This is a genomic window from Mesorhizobium sp. WSM3873, from assembly GCF_001672445.1.
Lineage (GTDB): Bacteria > Pseudomonadota > Alphaproteobacteria > Rhizobiales > Rhizobiaceae > Mesorhizobium.
Window position 1 is genome coordinate 82,401 of the sequence record NZ_LYTM01000045.1, and the last position, 13,006, is coordinate 95,406.

General features: G+C 64.7%; 14 protein-coding genes. 11 read left to right on the forward strand and 3 right to left on the reverse strand.

Features of this window, described 5'->3' with window-relative positions; translation table 11 throughout:
• Positions 1 to 306: 306 nt before the first annotated feature.
• The 3 genes from rplU to A9K71_RS23310 all read left to right on the forward strand — a co-directional run bounded on the left by rplU (position 307) and on the right by A9K71_RS23310 (position 2,106).
• The gene (gene rplU, locus A9K71_RS23300; protein WP_067001574.1) at positions 307 to 1,023 is read left to right on the forward strand and encodes a 50S ribosomal protein L21; all 717 of its coding nucleotides are present in this window, start codon (positions 307 to 309) and stop codon (positions 1,021 to 1,023) included.
• 100 nt (positions 1,024 to 1,123) lie between these two features.
• Complete coding sequence (gene rpmA / locus A9K71_RS23305) at positions 1,124 to 1,393, forward strand: 50S ribosomal protein L27 (RefSeq protein ID WP_040991608.1); 270 nt, start codon at positions 1,124 to 1,126, stop codon at positions 1,391 to 1,393.
• 125 nt (positions 1,394 to 1,518) lie between these two features.
• Complete coding sequence (locus A9K71_RS23310; RefSeq protein ID WP_067001577.1) at positions 1,519 to 2,106, forward strand: GNAT family protein; 588 nt, start codon at positions 1,519 to 1,521, stop codon at positions 2,104 to 2,106.
• Between the two features lie 163 nt (positions 2,107 to 2,269).
• Here A9K71_RS23310 and A9K71_RS23315 read toward each other — a convergent pair whose 3' ends face one another.
• The gene (locus A9K71_RS23315) at positions 2,270 to 3,133 is read right to left on the reverse strand and encodes an endonuclease/exonuclease/phosphatase family protein (protein WP_067001579.1); all 864 of its coding nucleotides are present in this window, start codon (positions 3,131 to 3,133) and stop codon (positions 2,270 to 2,272) included.
• 148 nt (positions 3,134 to 3,281) lie between these two features.
• Here A9K71_RS23315 and obgE point away from each other — a divergent pair, with 148 nt between their 5' ends.
• Positions 3,282 to 4,319, forward strand: coding sequence for a GTPase ObgE (obgE, locus tag A9K71_RS23320; RefSeq protein ID WP_067001582.1), 1,038 nt, complete (start codon positions 3,282 to 3,284; stop codon positions 4,317 to 4,319).
• Positions 4,316 to 5,437: a glutamate 5-kinase gene (gene proB, locus A9K71_RS23325; protein ID WP_067001585.1), complete on the forward strand. Its 1,122-nt coding sequence runs from the start codon at positions 4,316 to 4,318 to the stop codon at positions 5,435 to 5,437. Before obgE ends, proB begins: the two co-directional genes overlap by 4 nt.
• A 25-nt stretch (positions 5,438 to 5,462) precedes the next feature.
• Here the strand turns inward: proB and A9K71_RS23330 are convergent, their stop codons facing one another.
• The gene (locus A9K71_RS23330) at positions 5,463 to 5,948 is read right to left on the reverse strand and encodes a hypothetical protein (RefSeq protein WP_067001588.1); all 486 of its coding nucleotides are present in this window, start codon (positions 5,946 to 5,948) and stop codon (positions 5,463 to 5,465) included.
• Positions 5,949 to 6,026: 78 nt separating this feature from the next.
• Between A9K71_RS23330 and A9K71_RS23335 the strand changes: the two genes are divergently transcribed.
• The 3 genes from A9K71_RS23335 (at position 6,027) to A9K71_RS23345 (ending at position 9,504) form a co-directional block, all read left to right on the forward strand.
• Positions 6,027 to 7,307 (forward strand): glutamate-5-semialdehyde dehydrogenase, encoded by a 1,281-nt coding sequence (locus A9K71_RS23335; protein ID WP_067001591.1) that lies wholly within the window; start codon positions 6,027 to 6,029, stop codon positions 7,305 to 7,307.
• 249 nt (positions 7,308 to 7,556) lie between these two features.
• Complete coding sequence (locus A9K71_RS23340) at positions 7,557 to 8,144, forward strand: nicotinate-nucleotide adenylyltransferase (protein WP_067001594.1); 588 nt, start codon at positions 7,557 to 7,559, stop codon at positions 8,142 to 8,144.
• An 82-nt stretch (positions 8,145 to 8,226) separates the two neighbouring features.
• Complete coding sequence (locus A9K71_RS23345; protein ID WP_067001597.1) at positions 8,227 to 9,504, forward strand: MFS transporter; 1,278 nt, start codon at positions 8,227 to 8,229, stop codon at positions 9,502 to 9,504.
• Positions 9,505 to 9,509: 5 nt separating this feature from the next.
• Here the strand turns inward: A9K71_RS23345 and A9K71_RS23350 are convergent, their stop codons facing one another.
• On the reverse strand, positions 9,510 to 10,361 hold the full coding sequence (locus tag A9K71_RS23350; RefSeq protein ID WP_067001600.1) for a mechanosensitive ion channel domain-containing protein: 852 nt from the start codon (positions 10,359 to 10,361) through the stop codon (positions 9,510 to 9,512).
• Positions 10,362 to 10,602: 241 nt separating this feature from the next.
• On the opposite strand from A9K71_RS23350, the gene rsfS reads away from it, so the two are divergent.
• The 3 genes from rsfS to A9K71_RS23365 all read left to right on the forward strand — a co-directional run bounded on the left by rsfS (position 10,603) and on the right by A9K71_RS23365 (position 13,006).
• Complete coding sequence (rsfS, locus tag A9K71_RS23355) at positions 10,603 to 10,980, forward strand: ribosome silencing factor (protein WP_059189846.1); 378 nt, start codon at positions 10,603 to 10,605, stop codon at positions 10,978 to 10,980.
• Between the two features lie 61 nt (positions 10,981 to 11,041).
• Complete coding sequence (gene rlmH, locus A9K71_RS23360) at positions 11,042 to 11,524, forward strand: 23S rRNA (pseudouridine(1915)-N(3))-methyltransferase RlmH (protein ID WP_067001603.1); 483 nt, start codon at positions 11,042 to 11,044, stop codon at positions 11,522 to 11,524.
• A gap of 147 nt (positions 11,525 to 11,671) precedes the next feature.
• Positions 11,672 to 13,006, forward strand: coding sequence for a murein hydrolase activator EnvC (locus A9K71_RS23365; RefSeq protein WP_067001607.1), 1,335 nt, complete (start codon positions 11,672 to 11,674; stop codon positions 13,004 to 13,006).

The following is a 13,006-nucleotide window of genomic DNA, read 5'->3' on the forward strand; positions in this document are numbered from 1 at the left end:
CGGCCGTTTGCCGGCGCGGCGCACTAGATAACGGCTGACCGCCGCAGTTACAAGGCCCTGGTCGACCGATTTCCCGCTTGTTGAAAAAAGCGTCGGCGAGGCGACGGACCGGCGCGCGCCCCGCGGCATGCTCCAGGAGCAGGGGCCGCTTGCCTTGACTTCCTTGCGACCTTCGGTTAGGGACAGCCCGCATCCGGCGTGGGGCTTCTCCGCGCCGCTTGTTTTTTGAACCCGCAGACTGACAAAAAGACGGCCGAACCGCCTGAAGCGGTTCATCGAGGCCGACCGAACAGCGAAAGGCAAAAAATGTTCGCAGTCATCAAAACGGGCGGCAAGCAGTATCGCGTCGCCGCCAACGATCTGCTCAAGATCGAGAAAGTCGAAGCCAAGGTCGGCGAGATCGTCGAGATCGGCACTGTTCTCGCGCATGGCGAGGGTGAGAATGTCACCTTCGGCGCGCCGTTCGTCGATGGCGCTCTGGTCACGGCGGAAGTCGTCGAGCAGGGCAAGAACCGCACCGTCATCGCTTTCAAGAAGCGCCGCCGCCAGAATTCGCGCCGCAAGATCGGCCACCGCCAGCTTCTGACCACCGTCCGGATCTCCGAGATCCTGCTGGGCGGCGCCAAGCCGTCGAAGAAGGCCACCGCCAAGGCTGAGGCCAAGGCGCCCGAAGCCAAGGCAGACGTCGCCGCCGAGGCGAAGGCCGAAGCCGCTCCGAAGGAGGCCAAGGCCAAGAAGGAAGCCAAGGCAGAGGCCGCCCCCAAGGAAGCTCCCGCCAGCGAAGAGGCCAAGGCCGCGCCGCTGTTCAAGGCACCGAAGGGCGAGCCGGACGATTTGACCGTGATCAAGGGCATCGGTCCCGTCGCGGCGAAGGATCTCGCCGAGCAGGGCATCGTCACCTTTGCGCAGCTGGCCAAGCTGACCGAGAAGGATGTCGCCAAGATCGACGAGCACATGCCGTTCAGCGCCGACCAGATCAAGGATTGGCGCGAGCAGGCCAAGGAGCTGGCGAAAAAGAAGTAAGGACGGTCGGCGATAATCGTCGCCGGTACGCACTTGAAACGGAACGCGAACGCGTTCATAAGACCATTCAAGCGCCTCAGGGCGCATCGGAGTTAGTTAGATGGCACACAAGAAAGCTGGCGGTTCGTCGCGCAACGGTCGCGATTCGCACTCCAAGCGTCTCGGCGTGAAAAAGTTCGGTGGCGAAGCCGTCGTCGCCGGCAACATCATCATTCGTCAGCGCGGCACGCAATGGCATCCGGGCACCAACGTTGGCATGGGCACGGACCACACCCTTTTTGCGCTCGAAGCCGGCGCAGTCACCTTCAACAAAAAAGCCAACGGCCGAACCTACGTCTCGGTAAACCCGATCACCAAAGCAGCGGAGTAGCCGGTTCCGCACCATAACACCGGCGCCCATCTCGGGAACCGGTGTCTGGCCAGGCCAGGAAAAGGATCAGGAGAGATGGGCTTCCATCTCTCCTTTTTCATTTTTCTTTGCCCTGGAGGACTAAAATGGTTGCCGAAGCGGAAGACACCGAAGACGAAAGTTACGCGATCGATTGCCCGGTGCTCGCCACCGAGCGCCTGGTCATGCGCGCTCCGCGCGAGAGCGATCTCGCGCAACTCGTCGCTCTGGCCGACAACCGTCACGTCGCCGAAATGCTGGCCCGCATGCCGCATCCTTACGGCGAAGCCGAGGCCCGCGCCTTCCTCGCCATGGCCTCGTCGCGCCGCGCCGGCATCGCCTATGCGCTGACGCTCGCCGGAACCGGCACTTTCGTCGGCTGCGCGGGGTTGAATACCACCGATCGCGGGCTGGAGCTGGGCTACTGGATCGGCGAGCCTTACTGGAAGCGCGGCTATGCGACCGAGGCGGCGCACGCGCTGGTCGACCTTGCCTTCCAGAAGACCTCGATCCAGGTGCTGCATGCCTCGACCAGGGTCATCAATCCGGCATCGCGCCGCGTCATCCACAAGTGCGGCTTTCAGTATGCCGGCCAGGGCATGCTGAACTCGATCGTCGCCGGCCAGGTGCCGGTCGAGCGCTACCGGCTGGACCGCAAGACCTGGACGAGCCTGCGCAACTGGGTGCACTTCTAGGCATGTTGAAATTCAGGTGAGGCCGGCCCGCAAATGACGGTTTCCTGCGCTTCCGGTGCTCGCGTACTTTCAGTACGCTCCGCTCCGGTTCTCGGAAGCCGTGATTTTCGGCTCAGCCTGACCTGAATAGCAACACGCATAGGCGTCGGCGCTCAAAGACGACTCAACCCAATTCGACCCAGACCGGCAGGTGGTCCGATCCGCGCGCCTGCGGGTCGGCCCACAGGCGCTTCAGCGAGCCGGCGAGCGAAGCGCTGGTGAAGACGTAGTCGATGCATTTGTGGCGGCCCGCATCATTGGGTCGATTGGGGTCGATCCAGGTGAAGAGGCCGGAAACCTCCAGGCGCTGGGCGACATCGACGGCGAGATCGGCGGTGAGCGGCATGCCGAATTCATGGTCCGGACGTCCGGCGAGTTCGACATATTCGGGCGATCCGGGCAGCATGTTGAAGTCGCCCATGACGATGAAGGCTTCCGGATAGGGCAGGTCCGGCAGGCCGATTTCGGGAATGCCGGAAAGGCCGCCGCCTTCCAGCGCGTAGTTGAGCAGGCGCTGGCGCAGGAAACGGATTTGGCTCTGACGCTCGACGGGGCTGCGGTGGTCGAGATGGGTGGAGTAGAAGCGGATGAAGCCGAGCGGCGTCTCGATTAGCGCCTCCAGCGCGCCGCGCTGGAAGTTCATCCGCTCCAGGCTGCGGCTGCGCGGCAGAAGGAGATTACGCGACAGATGAATGGGCGTCTTCGACAGCACCATATTGCCGAGCTGGAAGGTGCGGGTGACGGCGCGGCCGGCATCCAGGCGCGAGCCGATATTGACCTCGAAATTGCTGGCATAGGCGACAAAATAGTCCGGCAGCGCCTCGCCGATCTCGGCCACCATGTCGCGGTCGCCGTTGCGCGGGTTGTTGCGGGTGACTTCCTGCAGGGCGATGACATCGGCGCCGCGCACCGCGTCGGCGATGCGGCCGACATCGTATTTGCCGTCGAGGCCGATGCCATACTGGATGTTGTAGGTGACAAGCTTCATTCGCGCCTCCCGGTCTCGCCCGCGAACAGTGCTACCGCGCCCCTGGCTAAAGTGCATCCGGCGCTTTAGTTGCAAACGGGCCTCGCCCTTGGCTCCACCTTGGTTTAGAGCAATCCCGCAAGCGCAATAGCAGAAACCTGAAAATCCGATGAAATTCCTCGACCAAGCCCGAGTTTACATCCGGTCCGGCGACGGTGGTGCCGGATCGATGTCGTTCCGCCGCGAGAAATTCATCGAGTTCGGCGGTCCGGACGGCGGCGACGGTGGCCGCGGCGGCGATGTCTGGGTCGAAGCCGTCGATGGCTTGAACACACTGATCGACTACCGCTACCAGCAGCATTTCAAGGCCAAGACCGGCATGCACGGCATGGGCCGCAACATGACGGGCGCCAAGGGCGCCGACGCGACGCTGAAAGTGCCGGCCGGCACCCAGGTATTCGCCGAGGACAATGAGACGCTGATCTGCGATTTGACCGAGGTCGGCCAACGCTTTCTGCTCGCCAAGGGCGGCAATGGCGGCTTCGGCAACCAGCATTTCAAGACCTCGACCAACCAGGCGCCGCGCCGCGCCAATCCCGGCCAGCCGGGCGAGGAGTTGAGCATCTGGCTGCGGCTCAAGCTGATCGCCGATGCCGGCCTTGTCGGCCTGCCCAACGCCGGCAAGTCGACCTTCCTTGCGGCCGTCACCGCCGCCAAGCCGAAGATCGCCGACTATCCCTTCACCACGCTCTATCCCGGCCTCGGCGTCGCCCGCATCGACGGTCGCGAATTCGTGCTGGCCGACATCCCCGGCCTGATCGAGGGCGCGCATGAGGGCGTCGGCATCGGCGACCGCTTCCTCGGCCATGTCGAGCGCACGCGCGTCCTGCTCCATCTCGTCTCGGCGCAGGAGGAAAATCCCGGCAAGGCCTACAAGACCGTGCGCGCCGAGCTCGAAGCCTATGGCCATGGGCTGGCCGACAAGCCTGAGATCATCGCCCTCAGCCAGGTCGACATCCTCGACGCGGACGCCCGCAAGAAGAAGGCTGCCTCTCTGAAACGCGCCGCCGGCCGCGCGCCGATGCTGTTGTCAGCCGTCACCGGCGAAGGCGTCGAGGCTGTGCAGCGCGCGCTGATGGCGGTGGTCGCCGAGGCACGCGATGCCGTTCCCGCTCCAGTCGATACGCGCTGGCGGCAAAACCCATGAAATCGCTGAAATCATACCGGCGCATAACCGTGAAGATCGGCTCGGCGCTGCTCGTCGACCGCGCAACCGGCCTGAAGCGCGATTGGCTGACCTCTTTAGCCGCAGACATCGCGGTGCTCGCCAATGCCGGCGCGGAGGTGCTCGTCGTCTCCTCGGGCGCCATCGCGCTCGGCCGCACCATTCTCGGGCTCGGCAAACGCGCGCTGAAGCTCGAGGAAAGCCAGGCGGCGGCGGCCGTCGGCCAGATCGCACTTGCGGGCGCCTGGTCGGATGCGCTGGGCAGGGACGGGCTCAAATCCGGGCAGATTCTGTTGACCCTCGGCGATACCGAGGAGCGCCGCCGCTACCTTAACGCCCGCGCCACGATCTCGACCTTGCTCAAGATGAAGGCGGTGCCGGTCATCAACGAGAACGACACGGTCGCGACCTCCGAAATCCGTTATGGCGACAACGACCGGCTGGCGGCGCGGGTGGCGACGATGATGGGCGCCGATCTTCTGGTGCTGCTTTCCGACATCGACGGGCTCTATACGGCGCCGCCGGCCAAGGACCCGCAAGCCAAGTTCATTCCGGTGGTCGAGCGCATCACGCCGGATATCGAGGCGATGGCGGGCGCCGCCGCTTCGGAACTCTCGCGCGGCGGCATGCGGACGAAACTCGACGCCGGCAAGATCGCCAACGCCGCCGGCACCGCGATGATCATCACCGCCGGCACGCGCCTGTCGCCGCTGATGGCGATCGAGCGCGGCGAGCGCGCCACCTTCTTCAAACCCAGCGCCAACCCGGTGAAGGGCTACAAGACCTGGATCGCGGGACAGTTGGAGCCGGCCGGGAGGCTCACCGTCGATGCCGGCGCTGTCGGCGCGCTGAAATCGGGCAAGTCGCTGCTGCCGGCCGGCGTCAAGCTCGTCAGCGGCAATTTCTCGCGCGGCGACACGGTCGCGATCCTGTCGCCCGAGGGCCGCGAGATCGCGCGCGGGCTGGTTGCCTATGATGCCGCCGATGCCGTAAGGATCGCGGGTTTGAAGACGGCCGAGATCGAAAACGTGCTCGGCTACGAGGCGCGTTCGGCGATGATCCACCGCGACGACCTTGTGGTAAGCGGCGCCGCCAACTGAGACGCGGTCCATTGATTTATGGTCGCTACTTCTCGGGCTTCGGTGGCCATTGGGGTGGATTGCGGTATCTCTCCTGAAATTCTCGCTGCATTTTCACAAGCTCACTGCAACCGCCCATCTCGGTTTCAATGGCAGCCTTGGCTTGTCGATCTACTTCGGCCTGAGGGAGATCGCTCCCGCCTTCTGATAGCATCTCGCGGACGAGTTCGGCGGTTGTCGTTATCTTCGACCCGCCTTCGTCCAGCGTTTTCTTGAATTTCGCCTCGAGTCGTGCGCGCGGACCGCACCCGTGGGCCTCCTCAACAACGACAAAGATTTGGGAAAGCGGCATCGGTGGTGCGCCGCAATAGCGCTCGGCGAGTCCGATGGAGAACATGGAACTCATCATGGTCATAGCCTTGCCATCGGGGCTTTCGCCGGGTTCGATCTTGTCGTCGCAGTAATCGGCCGCGCGCAGCCCGGTCGGCACGAACATCGCGCCCAGAACAACGAGGATTATGGCGCCCTTCATGCTGCCTCCCCCAACTTTGCAGCCATTGCCGCGAGGCCCAGCCGCGTGTAAATCCACCAGCTTCACCGGAGCGGTCAAATGTTGGACAAACACCAAGGCCAAGATGTAGCCAGTTTGATGGCACAGATAGGCGGCAAGGCGCGCGCTGCTGCCCGACCGTTGGCCGTCGCATCGACCAAGGTCAAGAACGACGCCTTAGCCGCCATGGCCGCCGCCATTCTGCGCAACGAGCAGGCGATCCTAGAGGCTAACGCCATCGATATGTCGAATGGCGAGGAAGCCGGGCTGTCCGGTTCCTTCATGGACCGGCTGAAACTCAACCCCTCACGTATCAAGGGGATGGCCGACGGCATTCGCGAGATCGCGGCGCTCAAGGATCCGGTCGGCGAGGTGATTGCCGAATGGGACCGGCCGAACGGCCTCCATATCGAGCGCGTGCGCACGCCGCTCGGCGTCATCGGCGTCATCTATGAAAGCCGCCCGAACGTGACGGCCGATGCCGGCGCGCTCTGCCTGAAAGCCGGCAATCCCGTGATCCTGCGCGGCGGCTCGGATTCGATCAATTCGTCGTCGGCTATCCATGCCTGCATGGTCGAAGGGCTGAAGGCAGCCGGCCTGCCGCAAGACGCCATCCAATTGGTGCCGACCACCGACCGCGCCGCGGTCGGCGAGATGCTCAAGGGCCTAGCCGGCAATCTCGACGTCATCATCCCCCGCGGCGGCAAGAGCCTGGTCGGGCGCGTGCAGACCGAGGCGCGCGTGCCGGTCTTTGCCCATCTCGAAGGCATCTGCCATCTCTATGTCGATCGTTCGGCGAAGCTCGACATGGCGGTCCAGATCGCCGTCAACGCCAAGATGCGGCGCACCGGCGTGTGCGGCGCCGCCGAGACGCTGCTCGTCGACCGTGCGGTCGCGTCCACGCATCTGGTGCCGATCCTGGAGGCCCTGCGCGCCGCCGGCTGTGAGGTCCATGCAGAGGTCGAGGTGATGAAAGCCTTTGCCGACGCCAGCCCGGCGACCGACGCCGACTGGGTGACGGAATATCTCGACGCGATCATCGCGGTGAAGCTGGTCGACGGCGTGGCCGGCGCGATCGAGCATATCGGGACCTTCTCCTCGCATCACACCGAGGCGATCGTCGCCGAGGATGCGCAAACGGTCGAAACATTCTTCAGCGAGATCGACTCGGCGATTTTGTTGCACAATGCCTCGACACAGTTCGCCGACGGCGGCGAGTTCGGCATGGGCGCCGAGATCGGCATCGCCACCGGCAAGATGCATGCGCGCGGACCGGTCGGCGTCGAGCAACTGACCTCGTTCAAGTACCGCGTGCGCGGGTCGGGGCAGGTGAGGCCTTGATGTCGCTTGCCCCAAGAGGCTGAAGCTTGCGCCTAGGCTCCCCCCTCCCGCCTGCCGGGCATCCTCCCCGCAAGGGGGGAGATCAGCTGATTTTCCCGGTTTCGCCAGTCGCCAACACTGCAAGATTTGCGACTGCGAAGGAGCTGCCAATCTCCCCCCTTGCGGGGAGGATGCCCGGCAGGGCAGAGGGGGGTGCCTAGCGTCATGCTTTCCCAGCCCGAGCAGCCCGTCCCCGCGCCCTATCTCCACATGCCGCATGCCGGCAAAGGGCTGGCCGTCGGCCTGTTCGGCGGCTCGTTCAACCCGCCGCATGCGGGCCACGCGCTGGTCGCCGAGATTGCGCTGAGAAGGCTGGCCCTCGACCAGCTCTGGTGGATCGTGACGCCCGGCAATCCGCTGAAAAGCGCGCGCGAGCTGGCGCCGCTCGCCGAGCGCATCGTGCTGTCCGAAAAGATCGCCAGGAATCCGAAGATCAAGGTCACTGCCTTCGAGGCGGCGCAGCATGTCCGCTATACCGCGGACACGCTGGCGCTGGTCAAGGCGCGCAATCCAGGCGTCGACTTCGTCTGGATCATGGGCGCGGATTCCTTACGCGACTTCCATCGCTGGCAGCGCTGGCGCGAGATCGTGCTGACCTTCCCGATCGCGGTCATCGACCGACCGGGCGCCACGCTCTCCTTTCTGTCCTCGGTCGTCGCCAAGACCTTCGACTATGCCCGCGTCGACGAAGGCGACGCGCCGCTGCTCGCCCGCATGCGAGCGCCGGCCTGGACCTTCATCCACGGCCCGCGCTCGTCGCTTTCCTCCACCGCGATCCGCAAGGCGGCGAAGGGCTGAGGCCACCCTTCTTTCACAAGGGGCCGAGCGATGTCGCTTTTACGGCGGCCTATCGCATTCCGATCAGCCAAGCTGCGAGGGCATGCTGAAGCAAACTCAAACCGATCCCGGACAATCGGCGCCGCTGATTGCCATTGCCAGCGTCATCGTGTCGATGGCGCTGATCGCGATCGGCAACGGCCTGATGTTCGCCTTCATTCCGGTGCGGCTCGGCGCCGATGGTTTCGATCCGACCTGGGCCGGACTGATCGTCACCGGCCTTTCGGCCGGCGGGCTCGCCGGCTGCATCCTGACCGGACCCTTGGTGCGCCGGGTCGGCCATGCCCGCGCGTTCATGGTGCTTTCGGCGCTGATCGCGCTCTCCAACGTGGCGATCGGCGCCGGACCGATGCCGCTGCTGTGGATCGCGGCGCGGGCGCTCTACGGCTTCGCCATATGCGGCCTTTTCATCGTCGCGCAGAGCTGGCTCAACGACGCCCTGCCGAACGCCATACGCGGCCGGGTGATGGCGGTGTTCTACGTCGCCTATATCGCCGGATTGGGCGTCGGTTATGCGACGCTCGCCGCGATCGACATCCAGACGGCGGCGGCGCCGCTGATCGGCATCGCCTTCACCGCGCTGTCCATCCTGCCGGTGGGCATGACGCGGCTTGCCCAGCCGCCCGCGCCGCAGGCCGCTTCGGTGGCGCTCGGCCAAGCGTGGAGGATCTCGCCAGTCGGCGTCGTCGGCATGCTGGCGGTGGGCGGCCTGTCGATGATCATTTCCGGTTTTGCGCCGATCCACGCCACCGCCAAGGGTTACAGCCAGGCAGAGGTGGCGCTGCTCTTGTCGGCGATGCCGGTCGGCACGCTGATCCTGCAGATACCGCTCGGCTGGCTCTCGGACCGTACCGACCGCCGCTATGTGCTGGCGGGCACGGCGGCGCTGGCGGTGGCGGCGAGCCTGCTCGCCATCGCCTTCGACGGCGGCGCGCTGATGGCCCTGGTGGCGATCTACCTGATCTGGGACGGTGCATCGGAATCGATCTATTCGCTGTCCAGCGCCCACGCCGCCGATCGCGCCAGGAAGGAAGAGCTGCTGGCGCTGTCGAGTTCGCTGCTCTTTGCCTGGTCGCTGTCCGGCTTCATCGTACCCGGCATCGTGACGGCGCTTTCCGCCGTCTTCGGCACCGGGACCTTCATCTATGTCGGCATCGCCATCGCTTCCGCGTTCTGCCTGTTCGTGCTGTGGCGGGTGTTTGCGGCGCGACCAATGCCTGCTGCCGCAACCGGCAGCTTCGCGCCGATGTCGGCGCAGACGCCCCTGCCGGTGGAGCTCGCCTTCGCGCCGGAGGAGCCGGCAAAGCCGGCCAAGGACTGACGAGATTATTGCTTGCGGACTTCCTGGGACGGTATCTCGGGCGGCGGCAGGGGGATCGAAATGCCCTCGTTGTCGAAGGCCAGCTTGGCGCGTTTGGTCAAGTCGATCTGGGTGGCGAAATAGTCGGCCGCTGAAGTCCAGTAGCGCAGGGTCAGTGAAACCGTGCTCTCGCCAAGCCCTGCGATGAAGGCGATCGGCGCCGGCTCGCGCCGGATGCGCTTCTCGGCATTGGCGATGGCAAGCAGCGTCTTCTGCCCGCGGTCGATGTCGTTCCATGAACCGATGCTCAAGCTGATATCGGTGCGTCTGACGCCGTTGCGGGTGAAATTCCGCACCGGCTGGTTCCACAGCGTTTGGTTGGGCGCCAGGATGTAGATGCCTTCGACAGTGCGCAGCTTGGTCGCGAACAGGCCGATCTCCTCGATTGTGCCGGCGATCGCACCGACCTCCACATATTCGCCGATGCGGAAGGGCCTCAGCGCAAGCAGCATGATGCCGGCGGCGATGTTCTGCAGCGTACCTTGCAGTGCAAGGCCGATCGCCAGACCGGCAGCGCCGATCGCGGCGATGATCGAAGCCGTCTGCACGCCAAACTGGCCGAGCACCATGATAACGACCAGGATCAGGATGCCGTAGCGGACGACCTGGGAGAAGAAGTGGCGCAGCGTCTCGTCAAAGCCGTGAATATGACCGAGCCCGGCATAGATCGATCGCTCGGCAAGGCCGGCAACGAGGTAGCCGACAACCAAAAGGATCACAGCACCGATTGCCGAGAAGGAATAGGAGACTATCAGCGAGCTGAGCTGCGCAAGCCCGGCTTGAATCGTGATGAGGGCGCTCTGCGGGTCGATTGGCATGGTTGGGAATCCCCTTTGTCCGGTGTGCCGATAACCCATGCGGCGCGCAGGGGTTCCGCTCTTTTCAGCCTTCCGAGGGCCTGTCCGGCCTGCCGAGGCCGCCCTGAGAGCGCGCCCGTCTTGAAACTGCAATGGAACTCTGCCTATCTAAGCAGGGTCACCTGATTTGCCGGGTGATTTGGTTGTTCTTACTGGGAAAGGAAACACACTGAGAACAGCACTGCGGAAGAAGGCCGATATCGTGCCTTCGCCGGCCGGGATCAGCGGAAGCGATGCTGCCTCCCTCGCCATCAAGACAGTCCTTGCCAGTCTGGAAGACTCCAAGGCCGAAAACATCGTCTCAATCGACATCCAGGGTAAATCGAGCCTCGGCGACTATATGGTCGTCGCATCGGGCCGATCGCACCGCCATGTCTCGGCTGTCGCCGACCATCTCCTCAAGGCGCTCAAGGATGCCGGTCTCGGCATGGCGCGTGTCGAAGGGCTGGCCAGCGCCGACTGGGTCCTGATCGATTCCGGCGACATCATCGTCCATGTCTTCCGTCCCGAAGTCCGCGAATTCTACAATCTCGAAAAGATGTGGCAGGCGCCGGATCTCGAGGAAGAGACCTTGCACTGAGCCGTATCGCGGGCCGTGACCGTTCCGGTCCGGCGCCGATCGAGAGCTCGCCGAGGCGAGGATGAAGATCACCGTTCATGCCGTGGGCCGGATGAAGACCGGCCCCGAGAGAGAGCTCGCCGACCGCTATTTCGAGCGCTTCGCCAAGAGCGGGCCCGCGGTCGGGCTGGAATTTGCCGGCATTGTCGAGACATCCGAGAGCCGCGGCCAGAGCGCCGACGAACGTCGCCGCGAGGAGGGCCAGAAGCTGCAGGGTCAGCTGCAGCAAGGCAACGTGCTGTTCCTGCTCGACGAACGCGGCAAGGCGCTGTCCTCGGAGGACCTGGCGGCCCGCATCGGCCAGTTGCGCGACAGCGGCCGCAAGGCGCTGGTCATCGCGATCGGCGGCGCGGACGGCCATCACAAATCCTTGCGCGAAGAGGCCGATCTGGTGTTGTCGTTCGGAGCGCTGACCTGGCCGCATCAGCTGGTGCGCGTCATGCTCGGCGAACAGCTCTATCGCATCGCCACCATCCTTGCCGGGCATCCCTATCACCGCTCGTGAGTCATCGTTCGCGCTGTGACCCCGAAAGCTGGGGATCACGTCCGCTTGCACCGATTTCCGCCTCAATGAACCGACATCACGGTTGTTGCGGGTGCTCCAACATGGTTGATGGTTCGTTAACGAAGCGGCGGATAGAGTCGAGGCCTGATGTCTGAAGGCTGGAATTCGAGAACGCGCGCCTGGCGCAGCCGCTGCGGCTTGACACTTGTCGCCGCGCTGATCGCGCTCGGGCCGGCTATGGCCGCGGAAAATTCGCTCGATGTCCCGCCGGACCCCGACAAGAGCCGGGTCGAATACGAGCAGGTCTCCAAGGAAATCTCCTTGTCCTCCGAGCGGCTGGCCAAGCTTGCCGCCGACGTCGCGACGGTCAAGAAAGACCATGCCTCGATCAGTGCGGCGCTGATCCAGTCGGCGATGACCGAGCAGAAGCTCGGCCAGGACATCGAGGACATCGGCGCCAAACTGGAAGGACTGAAGGCCGAGCAAGAGAAGCTGCACGCTTCGCTGGTGGCGCGGCGCGACGTGCTCGCCGAGGTGCTCGGCGCGCTGCAGCGCATGGGGCTCAATCCGCCACCGGCGATCCTGGTCAAGCCGGAGGACGCGTTGTCGTCGGTGCGCAGCGCCATCCTGCTCGGCGCCGTGGTGCCGGAATTGCGCCAGCAGACCGACAGGCTGCTCGCCGATCTCAAGGAACAGACCCGGGTGACGGCCTCTATCGAGGCCGAACGCGGGCGGCTTACCGCTGCCGTCACCGAGCAGACGGCGGAAAAGAAACGACTGACCATGCTGCTCGAGGCCAAGCAGAAGCTGCAGGCCGATACCGAAGCGGCCCTGGCAGCAGAGCGGCAGCGCTCGCAGCAGCTGGCGGACAAGGCCAGCAGCCTCAAGGACCTCATCGCCTCGCTCGAGGCCGACAAGGCGCGCAAGGCGGCCGACCAGGCCAAGGCGGCCGATCGGAAATCGGCGGACGCCGACACGACCGCATCGACGGCGGAACCCGCCGCGCCGCCGGTGCCGGAGGGCAATCGTTTAACCGCTTCCGCCCCGTTCGCGGCGCTCCAGGGCCAGATCGCGCTGCCGGTCATCGGCAAGATCAAACGGCGCTTCGGCACCGACGACGGCAATGGCGCAATGATGCAGGGAGACATGGTTGCGACACAATCGGGGGCCATCGTCACCGCGCCGGCGGATGGAAACGTTCTTTATGCGGGGCCGTTTCGCTCCTATGGTCAACTCTTGATCCTCAATGCGGGCGACGGGTATCATGTCGTCCTGGCGGGGATGAGCAGAATCAGCGTCGCGACCGGACAGTCGGTGCTCGCAGGAGAGCCGATCGGCGCGATGGGAGAGGCCCGGGTGGCAAGCACCTCGGCCTCGCAGAATGGAAATGCGACGCCGGAACTCTATGTTGAGTTCCGCAAGGATGGAAAACCCGTCGATCCGAACCCCTGGTGGGCGGACCGATTTTCTGGAAGGACGTGA

Excerpts from the sequence above, each read along its gene's own strand:
- A9K71_RS23345 (WP_067001597.1), top strand. The coding sequence starts at position 8,227 with ATGCTGAAGCAAACTCAAACCGATCCCGGACAATCGGCGCCGCTGATT.
- rlmH (WP_067001603.1), top strand. The coding sequence starts at position 11,042 with ATGAAGATCACCGTTCATGCCGTGGGCCGGATGAAGACCGGCCCCGAG.
- proB (WP_067001585.1), top strand. The coding sequence starts at position 4,316 with ATGAAATCGCTGAAATCATACCGGCGCATAACCGTGAAGATCGGCTCG.
- rplU (WP_067001574.1), top strand. The coding sequence starts at position 307 with ATGTTCGCAGTCATCAAAACGGGCGGCAAGCAGTATCGCGTCGCCGCC.
- obgE (WP_067001582.1), top strand. The coding sequence starts at position 3,282 with ATGAAATTCCTCGACCAAGCCCGAGTTTACATCCGGTCCGGCGACGGT.
- rpmA (WP_040991608.1), top strand. The coding sequence starts at position 1,124 with ATGGCACACAAGAAAGCTGGCGGTTCGTCGCGCAACGGTCGCGATTCG.
- A9K71_RS23315 (WP_067001579.1), bottom strand. The coding sequence starts at position 3,133 with ATGAAGCTTGTCACCTACAACATCCAGTATGGCATCGGCCTCGACGGC.
- A9K71_RS23335 (WP_067001591.1), top strand. The coding sequence starts at position 6,027 with ATGTTGGACAAACACCAAGGCCAAGATGTAGCCAGTTTGATGGCACAG.
- A9K71_RS23310 (WP_067001577.1), top strand. The coding sequence starts at position 1,519 with ATGGTTGCCGAAGCGGAAGACACCGAAGACGAAAGTTACGCGATCGAT.
- A9K71_RS23340 (WP_067001594.1), top strand. The coding sequence starts at position 7,557 with ATGCCGCATGCCGGCAAAGGGCTGGCCGTCGGCCTGTTCGGCGGCTCG.
- A9K71_RS23365 (WP_067001607.1), top strand. The coding sequence starts at position 11,672 with ATGTCTGAAGGCTGGAATTCGAGAACGCGCGCCTGGCGCAGCCGCTGC.
- A9K71_RS23350 (WP_067001600.1), bottom strand. The coding sequence starts at position 10,361 with ATGCCAATCGACCCGCAGAGCGCCCTCATCACGATTCAAGCCGGGCTT.
- A9K71_RS23330 (WP_067001588.1), bottom strand. The coding sequence starts at position 5,948 with ATGAAGGGCGCCATAATCCTCGTTGTTCTGGGCGCGATGTTCGTGCCG.